Annotated in this window: 10 protein-coding genes; 6 read left to right on the top strand and 4 right to left on the bottom strand. The window is 63.9% G+C overall.

Going from position 1 to position 10,481, the window contains the following annotated elements:
- Window positions 1-74: 74 nt before the first annotated feature.
- The 4 genes from PQR42_RS45065 to PQR42_RS45050 form a co-directional block, all read right to left on the bottom strand.
- The gene (locus tag PQR42_RS45065) at window positions 75-596 is read right to left on the bottom strand and encodes an acyltransferase (protein ID WP_408213012.1); all 522 of its coding nucleotides are present in this window, start codon (window positions 594-596) and stop codon (window positions 75-77) included.
- A gap of 18 nt (window positions 597-614) precedes the next feature.
- Window positions 615-1,007, bottom strand: coding sequence for a nuclear transport factor 2 family protein (locus tag PQR42_RS45060; protein ID WP_408213009.1), 393 nt, complete (start codon window positions 1,005-1,007; stop codon window positions 615-617).
- An 8-nt stretch (window positions 1,008-1,015) separates the two neighbouring features.
- A complete protein-coding gene (locus PQR42_RS45055; protein WP_408393656.1) occupies window positions 1,016-1,801 on the bottom strand; it encodes an SDR family NAD(P)-dependent oxidoreductase in 786 nt (261 codons plus the stop codon).
- Between the two features lie 69 nt (window positions 1,802-1,870).
- The gene (locus tag PQR42_RS45050; RefSeq protein WP_408213004.1) at window positions 1,871-2,749 is read right to left on the bottom strand and encodes an alpha/beta fold hydrolase; all 879 of its coding nucleotides are present in this window, start codon (window positions 2,747-2,749) and stop codon (window positions 1,871-1,873) included.
- 254 nt (window positions 2,750-3,003) lie between these two features.
- Between PQR42_RS45050 and PQR42_RS45045 the strand changes: the two genes are divergently transcribed.
- From PQR42_RS45045 to dmpG, 6 genes are all read left to right on the top strand, one after another.
- Window positions 3,004-3,825 carry an SDR family oxidoreductase gene (locus PQR42_RS45045; RefSeq protein ID WP_408393659.1) on the top strand — a complete coding sequence of 274 codons (822 nt, stop codon included), beginning with the start codon at window positions 3,004-3,006 and terminating at the stop codon, window positions 3,823-3,825.
- A gap of 147 nt (window positions 3,826-3,972) precedes the next feature.
- A complete protein-coding gene (locus PQR42_RS45040; protein WP_408213121.1) occupies window positions 3,973-5,511 on the top strand; it encodes a DUF1302 domain-containing protein in 1,539 nt (512 codons plus the stop codon).
- Window positions 5,512-5,610: 99 nt separating this feature from the next.
- Window positions 5,611-6,990, top strand: coding sequence for a DUF1329 domain-containing protein (locus PQR42_RS45035; protein ID WP_408393661.1), 1,380 nt, complete (start codon window positions 5,611-5,613; stop codon window positions 6,988-6,990).
- A gap of 81 nt (window positions 6,991-7,071) precedes the next feature.
- On the top strand, window positions 7,072-7,854 hold the full coding sequence (gene dmpE, locus PQR42_RS45030; RefSeq protein ID WP_408393663.1) for a 2-oxopent-4-enoate hydratase: 783 nt from the start codon (window positions 7,072-7,074) through the stop codon (window positions 7,852-7,854).
- Between the two features lie 34 nt (window positions 7,855-7,888).
- The gene (locus tag PQR42_RS45025) at window positions 7,889-8,788 is read left to right on the top strand and encodes an acetaldehyde dehydrogenase (acetylating) (protein WP_408212992.1); all 900 of its coding nucleotides are present in this window, start codon (window positions 7,889-7,891) and stop codon (window positions 8,786-8,788) included.
- Between the two features lie 10 nt (window positions 8,789-8,798).
- Window positions 8,799-9,827, top strand: a complete 1,029-nt coding sequence (gene dmpG / locus PQR42_RS45020; RefSeq protein ID WP_408393665.1) for a 4-hydroxy-2-oxovalerate aldolase — start codon at window positions 8,799-8,801, stop codon at window positions 9,825-9,827.
- Window positions 9,828-10,481 lie beyond the last annotated feature (654 nt).

The raw sequence follows: 10,481 nt of genomic DNA, 5'->3' as shown, positions 1-10,481 counted from the left end.
TGCCGCGTCGGACAGGCGGCAGGTGCGCTCCGCTCCGGCACGGTCCCCCGCCTTGCGGTGCGAGTCACACAGGCTCACACGCTGCGCATCGTGCGCAGGCAATCCGCCGCAAGCCGCTGATACACCCGCGTACCCGACGACTTCGCGCGAATCTCCTCATCGCGCAGCAGACGCACCACCCGCCCCGGCACGCCCGCCACCAGCACACGTGGCGGCACCCGCCAATCCTTCTTGACGAACGCGCAGGCGGCCACGATGCTGGCCTCGCCGAGCACGGCGCCGTCCATCACCACGGCGTGCATGCCGACCATGGTGTTCGGCTCGAGCGTGGCGCCATGAACGATCGCGCCATGGCCGACATGACTGTCGACTCCGAGCCGGCACGTGTTGTCGACGCCGGTATGCAGCACGCAGGCGTCCTGCACGTTGCTGCCGCGCTCCACCACCACCGCGCCGAAATCGCCGCGCAGGCTCGCGAGCGGCCCGATATAACAGCACGCGCCCACCGTCACGTCGCCGATCAGCACCGCACTGGGATGCACATACGCCGACGGGTCGACGCGCGGCCGCTTGCCGTTGAACTCATAGAGCGCCATCGCGTCGCCGTGTCCGCGTCAGGCCGACGGCGACGACAGGTGATAGTCGTCGCCGCCCCAGTACGCGCGCATGCGCACGATCTGGCCGGCGGCGTCGAAATCCATCACGTCGGTCACGTCGATATGCGCGGGCTGTCCGTCTTGCGACGTGATATGCACGCGAAAGCTGATCGACGCGCTGTCGCCGTGCGAGCCGCGCGGCGGCGCCATCAGTTCGAGCCGTGCGCCCAGCGAGGTTGCGTACGCATAGAACGCGTCGATCTCGCCGCGGCCTTCCTTGACCGGCGTGCCGACCGGATCCTCGACGCTCGCGTTGTCGGCGAACAGCGCCGCCACGCGCGCGGCATCGGCCGCGTTGAATGCCTCGATATAGTCGAGCAAGCGCGCCTTCATGTTCTCACTGGTGTTCATCCGTGCTCCTAGCGTGCGGTGTAGCCGCCGTCGATCACCAGCTCGGTGCCGGTCACGTAGCGCCCGGCCGGCGAGACCAGATAGAGGATGCCCGCGGCGATATCCTGCGGATCGCCGATCTTCGCGAGCGGCACGAGCGTTTTCATGTGCGCGAAAATCTGCTCGGGGTCGCCGAGCTTGGCGAACGCTTCTTCGAGCAGCGGCGTGCGAATGAAGCCAGGGTGCACCGAGTTCGCGCGGATGTTCTGCGTGGCATACAGCATCGCTTCGGTTTTCGCCATCAACCGCACCGCGCCTTTCGACGCGTGATACGCCGGCACGTCCGGTCCGCCGACGAGGCCGTACATCGACGACAGATTCACGATCGAGCCGCCGCCCGCGGCCAGTATGTGCGGGATCGCGTACTTGGTGCAGAGGAACACGCCGGTCACGTTCACGTCGATGACGGTCTGCCACTGCTGCAGCGTCATTTCGTGCGTCGGCAGATTGGCGCCTTCGATGCCCGCATTGTTCACCAGCGCGTCGAGGCGACCGAAGCGCGCGGCGATTTCACCGAACACGCTTTGCACGCTGTCCTCCTGCGTGACGTCCATCTTCCAGAACGCTGCCTTGCCGCCCGCCTCGTTGATCTCGGCGACGAGTTGTTCGCCGGCTTGCGTGAGCACGTCGAGCACGGCGACCGCCGAGCCGGCCGCCGCCAGCGTGCGTGCCGTCTGCGCGCCGATGCCGCGCGCGCCGCCCGTGATCGCGGTCACTTTGCCGCTCATGTCGAATAGCTGATGGGGGAATGTCATACCGTCTCCGTCATGTTGTAGTTGGATGGTCCGCGCCGCGTTGCCTTGCGTCGCAACCTGAAGGATGCCTCAAGCGCCGCGCCGCTCCGCGAGAAATTCCAGACATTCGCGATTGAAATACCGCCGGTGCTCGACCATCACCCAATGGCCGCAGCGGTTCATCAGCACAAAGCGGGCGTCGGCGCAATGCTCGAGGAAGCGCATGGCGCCGCTCGCCGGATTGAAGCGGTCGTCGCTGCCCCAGAAGCCGAGCACCGGGCACTTCAGCTCGGCGAGGCGCGCGGTGAGGTTCGGCACGCGCATCGTCGACAGCACTTCGGGCGGCTGCTGCTCGCACACGCGCAGGCGTTCGTCGACCAGCGCATCGGTGACGAGGCTGCGATCGAACACCAGCATTTCGAGCAGCTGCCGCATGGTCAACCGGTTCATTTGCCGGTTCGTGAAGAGCGACACCATCTTCTGGATGCCGTCCATTCTGAAGTAGGTTTCGCGCTCTTCGACGCCGCCGGGCGCCATCATGATCAGGCTGTCGACGTCGTCGGGATAGTCGAGCGCGTACTGCAGCGCGATCGCGCCGCCGAGCGAATTGCCGAGCAGCGTCGCCCGCCCGATGCCGTTCGCGGTGAGCTGCGCGCGCAATGCGCTGACGAAGAAATCGAGCGTGTATTGCACGTCCGCGGGCTTCGACGACGCGCCGTAACCCGGCAGATCGACCACGATCGCCCGTTGGCCGGCGGCGGCGAATTGCGGGTAGTTGTGCTTGAAATTGCTGAAACCGCTTGCGCCAGGCCCGCTGCCGTGAATGAACACGACGGGCGCGCCGCTGCCGGCTTCGAAGTGATGCAGCGTGAGGCCGCCGGGCACTTCGGTGAAAACGCCGGTGGGCGGCTGCAAAGGTGCCCGCGTGTGCGGCGCGGCTTCCTGAAATTCGGTGGGCGTTGCGGTCATACGCGCTTGTCTCCTGTGTCGATCGGAGTTAGCGCTTTAGCGCTTACTCCGATCCCATGCAAAGCTGTCGATCGGAGTTAGCGCTTTAGCGCTTACTCCGGTCCCATGCAAAGCTGTCGACTCGGGGATGTGAGGGTCGCCAGCGCAATCATCATCGGCGCGAATACGCGGGCCGGCATCGTCTTTTCAGACTACGAGGCGGCACCGCATTTCTCCTACCATCGGGCCCACACGAACCGATGGAGACAGCGGCAATGACGGGATTCGATTTCAGCGGCAAGGTAGTACTGGTGACAGGCGGCACCAAAGGGATTGGCGCGGGCATCGCGCAAGCATTCGCCGAAGCGGGCGCGACGGTGTATGTGTGCGGACGCACGCCGCCCACAAGCGCGCCAAGGCCGGCACCGCGCTTCATCGCAGCGGACGTGCGCGACATCGACGCAATCGACGCCCTGCTCGCGCGGATCGAGCGCGAAACCGGCCGGCTGGATATCGTGATCAACAACGCAGGCGGCGCACCGTTCGCGCTCGCCGCCGAAGCTTCGCCGCGCTTTACCGAAGCAGTGATCCGCCTGAACCTGCTCGCGCCGCTGCAACTCGCGCAACGCGCCAACGCGCTGATGCAACGCCAGTGCGACGGCGGCGTGCTGCTGTTCATCGGCAGCGTGAGCGGCTTGCGGGCCTCGCCCGGCACGGCCGCTTACGGCGCGGCCAAAGCGGGCCTGCTCAACGCGGTGCGCTCGCTGGCGGTCGAATGGGCGCCGAAAGTGCGCGTGTGCGCGGTAAGTCCGAGTCTCGTGGAGACCGAAGCCGCCACCAGCGGCCACACCGGTCCAGCCAACAACGACACGCAAGCAACCTCGCTCGCCAGCATCGAAGGCACGATTCCCGCGGGCCGTCTCGCCCAGCCTGCCGACATCGCCTCAGCGTGCCTCTTTCTCGCGTCGCCGCACGCGGCGTATGCATCGGGCAGCAACCTGATACTCGAAGGCGGCGGCGAGGTGCCGGCCTTTCTCGCCGCCACCGGTTTGCATCAGGCGTTTGCCGCGAACGCCGACGCACCTGCGCGCGAGTAGTGCGCACGTCCCCAGGACAATCGACTAGTCCGTTTTGACGATTCTCGCGCCGCACGCGCCGCCTAACCTCTGAGCACAACAAATTTCAGATGTGACCACAGAGGAGACAGGATGCAGATCAACGGAACACGAGGGCGCGCACCGGCGATGCGCGCGCTGTGCACGGCATGCAAACTCGCGATGCTGGCAGCGGCGACGCTCACGATCGCACCCGCCTACGCGGGCGACACGCTCAATCTCGGTGCGGACACCACGCTCGATTACACGTTCACGCTCGGCTATGGCCTGGGCATGCGCACGCGCGCGCCGAGCGGCAATCTGCTGACGCCCGAGAACATCAACGGCGACGACGGCGACCGCAACTTCGCCAAAAACAAGCTGATCCAGAACCAGGTGAGCCTCCTAGGCGAAGTGAACCTGAAGCACGACGACTGGGGCGTTTTCGTGCGTGCCGACACGTTCTACGATCAGGCCTATCAACATCCGAACTACAACGACGCACCCGGCACGGTGAACCACGGCGGCGTCTACAACAACTTCACCGAACAGGCGAATTACTGGGCGGGCGGCCGCACGCAACTGCTCGCGGCCTACGTGTACAACACATTCAAGCTGGGCGGCACGAGCTTGAACGTGAAGGTCGGCGATCAGGTCGTGGCGTGGGGCGAGAGCGTGTTCTTCCCGAACATCGCGGGCGCGCAGGGCCCCGCCGACGCCACCAAGTCGTTCGTCGCGGGCGCGGAAGTGAAGGACATTCTACTGCCGGTTCCGCAGATCTCGACGCAATGGCAGATCGCGCCGAATTTCAGTTTGCTCGGCTATTACCAGTTCTCCTTCCAGCCGAATCAACTGAGCGCGCCCGGCAGCTATATGAGCTATTCCGACGTGGTCGGCCCCGGCGCCGAATTCATCATCGGACCGGGCGGCATACATATTCCGCGCGGCGACGACATTCGTCCGGGCAACAGTGGGCAATGGGGTCTTGGCGCGCGCTGGCGCGTGTTCGGCGACACCGAGATCGGCGCCTACTACCTGCACTACAACGACATGAATCCCAGTGTCGTGACCACCTACTTCCCGACGCTCGCTTATCAGCAGAAGTACTTCGACAACATCAAGCTCAGCGGGCTGAGCTTCTCGACCGATCTGAACGGTGTGAACGTCGCGGGCGAAACCTCGTACCGGCAAGGCGCCGCCGTGCTCGTGAATACTCCCGCCGGCGCGCAGTCGACTCGTGGCGACATCTGGCAATCGAATCTTTCCGCGATTTATTCGATCGGCCCGACTTTCCTCGCCGCTTCGCAAACGCTGGTGGGTGAAGTGTCGTACGTGCACGCCGGCAACATCACGCCGCTGCTCGGCTCCTCGACGCTTGCCAATACGCGCAATTCCGCAGCGTTCGAGGTGGCCTGGACACTCAGCTACAAGAACGTCTTCAGCGGCTGGGACGTGGACGTGCCGATCACTTACGCCGACGACTTCACCGGCAAATCCGCGCTGGCCGGCGCACTCGGTTCCATGACTGGCGTGGGCGATCACCGCGTGACGGTTGGCGTGAACTTCACACGTCTGAGCAACCTGAAACTCGCGCTGGTGTACGCGAAGTTCCTCGGCCGTCCCGACCCGACCAACCGTCCGCTCGCCGATCGCGACTATGTGCTCGCGACCGCGACCTATTCGTTCTGACGCTGCGCGCCGCGATGACCCGGACGGTGAAGCCGCGGCACCTTGCGACACGCATCACCCTTTGAATCAGCCGTCTTTTTACTGCAAGAGGATTTGGTCATGAGTCGAATTTTCAAACCCGCACTGCGCGTCTGCGTGTTCGCGGCAGGCGTCGCGCTCGCTGCCGCAGCGTTTGCCAAAACCGGCCCGGAAGATATCGCCAAGCTCGAGGGCCCGCTCACGCCGATGGGCGCCGAGCGCGCGGGCAACGCCGACGGCACGATCCCCACATGGAGCGGCAAGTGGTTCGGCACGCCGCCCGGCGTCGACTACAAGCAGAGCCAGCGCTTTCCCGATCCGTATGCGAGCGAGAAGCCGCTCTTCGTGATCACCGCGCAAAACATGCAGCAATACGAAACGCGCCTGACCGACGGCGAAAAAGCGCTGCTCAAGAAGTATCCGGACACGTTCAGGATTCCGGTCTATCCGAGCCACCGCGATTTCAGTTACGGCGATGCCGTGTACAAGGACATCCGCCTGTACGCGCCGACCACGACGATGACAAAGGACCAGAACGGCCTGAAGGATTTCCCGCCGGTCACGCCGTTCCCGGTGCCGAAGAATGGTGTGGAGGCAATGTGGAATCTGCGCTTCGCCTCGGCCATTGAAGGCGAAACCGCGACCTACGATCAGGCCGTCGTCTATCCGGACGGCAACATCGCATGGGGCAAGGTGCAATACGCGATTTACGGCCCACGCAGCGCGGACCGCTTCGATCCGAAGAGCGCGCTGAACGCCAAGAGCTTCTTCCGCCAGACCACCATGCTGCCGCTCTCCGATCGCGGCACGATCATCACCGGCTTCGAGATGTGGGACCAGGAAGGCTCGGACACGCGCCGCACCTGGTCGTATAACCCCGGCACGCGGCGCGTTCGGCAGGCGCCGGAATTCGGTTTCGACCAGCCCGAAGGACCTGGCGGTTTCCGTACCGTCGACGACGATCGCCTCTTCAACGGTTCGGGCGAACGTTACGACTGGAAGATCATCGGCAAACGCGAGGTCTATGTTCCGTACGACAACTACAAGCTGATGGACCCGTCGATCAAGTACACCGATCTGCTCACCAAGGGTCACGAGAATACGCAGTACATGCGCTTCGAACTGCACCGCGTGTGGGTGTTGCAGGCGACGCTCAAGTCCGGCTATCGCCATCAATACGCAAAACGTGTGCTGTATCTCGACGAAGACACGTGGAACGCCGTGGCCGCCGACAACTACGACGCGCGCGGCACACTGTGGCGCACGAATTTCGCGCCGACCTTGTATGCGTTCGACGCGAAATCGTTCTATTCGACCGCCGTGTTCTATCACGACCTGATCTCGGGCGCCTACTACGCCGACCGTCTGGTGAATCAGGAACCCATGCCGGTGCTCACGCGTGGATCGCAACTGACCGAAGCGTACTTCTCGCCCGACGCGATTCGCGGCGCGGGCAACTGAAGCCGCTGGCACTTTCTTCGCATGCAGGAGCCGCGCCGCGTTCGCGCGGCTCCGCTCGCAACTTTCCATTATGTCCATGCCATGACCTCGACATTTCACGCCGAACTCGGCGACACGCTCTACCGCGCATGGCTCGACCGCACGCCGATCGCGCCGTTCTCCGCGCGCGCGGAGGGCTTGCCGCTCGCCGACGCCTACCGTGTGCAACAACACTTCATCGCGCGCCGAATCGCGGCCGGCGAAACCGTCGTCGGCAAGAAGATCGGCGTGACGAGCCAGGTCGTGCAGGACATGCTCGACGTGCGTCAGCCGGACTTCGGCGTGCTGCTTTCCGGCATGCACAATGCCGCCGGCGAAGCGATTCTGACCGACACATTGATCCAGCCGCGCGCGGAAGGCGAGATCGCGTTCTATCTGAAACACGATTTGCGCGGTCCGGGCGTGACGCGCGAAGACGTGCTCGCCGCCACCGGATCCGTGGGCGCGTGCTTCGAAATTGTCGATTCGCGCATTCGCGACTGGGCGATCCGCATCGGCGATACGGTCGCCGACAACGCGTCGTGCGGCGTGTACGTACTCGGCGACGAGCGCGTGCCGCCGCACGCGCTCGATCTGGCCGCCTGCCGCATGACACTCGACAAGAACGGCGAGCGCGTCGCCGAAGGTGTCGGCGCCGCCGCGCTCGGCCATCCCGCCGACGCCGTCGCGTGGCTCGCCAATACGCTCGGCGAACTCGGCGTACCCCTGCTCGCCGGCGAGCTCGTGCTGTCGGGTTCGCTGGCGGCGCTGATTCCCGTCACTGCTGGCGACGCCCTGGAGATGCATATAGAAGGCATCGGCGCCTGCTCGGTGCGTTTCGTCTGATGGGTTGACCGTCTCTCACTTAAGGATGCATTGAATGAGCAAGATCAAATGTGCATTGATCGGGCCCGGCAACATCGGTACTGATCTGCTCTACAAACTACGTCGCAGCGCGGTGCTCGAACCAGTCTGGATGGTCGGTGTCGACGCCGCCTCCGAAGGTCTCGCGCGCGCCCGCGAACTGGGCCTGAAAACGACCGCCGAAGGCATCGACGGCCTGCTGCCGCACCTGGCCGCCGACGACATCCGCATTGCCTTCGACGCCACCTCCGCCTACGTGCACCGCGAACACTCCGACAAGCTGACCGCGCGCGGCGTGCGCGTGATCGACCTCACGCCCGCGGCGATCGGCCCCTTCTGCGTGCCGCCGGTCAACCTTGCTGCGCAGAACGACCAGCAGGTCATGAACGTGAACATGGTCACATGCGGCGGCCAGGCCACCATTCCGATGGTCTATGCCGTGTCGCGCGTGCAGCGCGTGGCGTACGGCGAGATTGTCGCGACCGTCTCGTCGCGTTCGGTCGGCCCCGGCACACGCAGGAACATCGACGAATTCACGCGCACCACCTCGCTCGCGATCGAACAGATCGGCGGCGCGGCCGTGGGCAAGGCGATCATCGTGATCAACCCGGCGGAGCCGCCGCTCATCATGCGCGACACCATTCATTGCCTGACCGAGAGCGATCCCGACATCGACGCGATCACGGCGTCCGTGCATGCGATGGTCGATGAAGTACGGCAATACGTGCCCGGCTATACGCTAAAAAACGGCCCGGTATTCGATGGCCGGCGTGTCTCCGTGTTCATGGAAGTCGAAGGTCTCGGCGACTATTTGCCGAAATACGCTGGCAATCTCGACATCATGACCGCGGCCGCCGCGCGCACCGCTGAAGTCTTCGCCCAACAGATGCTCGCAGCATCGACCGTTACTGCATAAGGAACCGGCCATGTCTCTAGAAGGAACCCGCATCACCGTGCACGACATGACGTTGCGCGACGGCATGCACCCCAAGCGCCACCAGATTTCGCTGGACCAGATGCGCACCATCGCGCGCGGCCTCGACGCCGCCGGCGTGCCGCTGATCGAAGTCACGCATGGTGATGGTCTTGGAGGCGCGTCGGTCAACTATGGTTTTCCGGCGCATACCGACGAGGCGTATCTGAGCGCCGTGATGGCCGAACTGAAGCAGGCGAAGGTGTCGGCGCTGCTGCTGCCCGGCATCGGCACGGTGGATCATCTGCGCATGGCGCACGGTCTGGGTGTGCAGACGATACGCGTGGCGACGCACTGCACTGAAGCGGACGTGTCCGAGCAGCACATTGGTCTTGCGCGCAAGCTCGAGATGGACACGGTCGGCTTTCTGATGATGGCGCATATGGCGCCGCCTGAGCAGCTCGTCGAGCAGGCGAAGCTGATGGAATCGTATGGCGCGAATTGTATTTATGTCACCGACTCCGCCGGTTATATGTTGCCTGACGATGTGACCGCGCGGATCAGCCAGGTGCGTGCTGCCTTGAAGCCGGAGACCGAGCTTGGTTTTCATGGGCATCACAATCTGGCGATGGGCGTGGCGAATTCGATTGCGGCCGTTGCCGCTGGGGCGAATCGGATCGATGCTGCCGCGGCTGGTCTTGGGGCTGGTGCCGGCAATACGCCGATGGAAGTGTTTGTTGCTGTTTGTGAGCGGATGGGGATTCGGACTGGTGTCGATGTGTTTGGGATTTCCGATGTGGCTGAGGATCTCGTTCTGCCGATTATGGATGCGCCGATTCGGATCGATCGGGATGCGTTGACGCTTGGGTATGCGGGTGTGTATTCGTCGTTTCTGTTGTTTGCTAAACGGGCGGAAGCTAAGTATGGCGTGGCCGCCAGGGATATTCTTGTTGAGCTTGGGAGGCAGCGGCTTGTGGGGGGGCAGGAGGATATGATTGAAGATACTGCTTTGAGTATTGTTAAGGGGCGAGTTGCTGCTTAGTGGGTGGGTTGTTCGCGTGGCGCATTTTTTGGTGTGCTCTTTTGGGGGTTGGCCTTTCCTTGAAGTCATGGTGGTCTATTGGTGTTGCCCCTGTGCGGGGCGGCACTTACTTCTCTTTGCCGGCCGCAAAGAGAAGTAAGCAAGAGAAAGCGGCTCAAACCGCTAATTCTTAAGCGGGTCCCTCGCACAGTTGCCGTAGTGGCGCATCTGGAATCGGTGCTCTCGCACACTCCGCGTTCGTGACACAGCAGTCATTCTTCCGGCGGCGCTGCGCGCGCCGTGGCGGTCGTTCGGGGTGCCGTTGCGATTTCTGTGCGCGGCTCGGTATCAATTCACCTGGCGCCATGAGTCGAGGCCTCGTTATCGGCCCGTCGGTCATATCTCGGCCGGCGCCGCCGCCGGGACGTCCCACAACGAAGCGCATCGCCGAGGCGAAGCCGACGGCCCCCCAAAACACCCAAACGAAGCCACTGGTTTCAGGCAGACCATTCCGGCGAGCGCGGAGCGCGAGGCGGGAAGTATGACGGCTGTGTCACCGGAGCGGAATGTGCGAGAGCACGGATTCCAGATGTACCACTACCCCCTCCAAGCCGGGGGACCCGCTTATGAGCTAGCGGTGCGAAGCCGCTTTCTTTGCCTACTTTCTTTGCGGCG

Origin of the sequence: Paraburkholderia sediminicola, from assembly GCF_046027355.1 — a bacterium.
GTDB classification, from domain to species: domain Bacteria; phylum Pseudomonadota; class Gammaproteobacteria; order Burkholderiales; family Burkholderiaceae; genus Paraburkholderia; species Paraburkholderia sediminicola_B.
The sequence above is the reverse complement of the archived record's forward strand: the minus strand, read 5'-3'. Positions and strand labels throughout refer to the sequence as shown.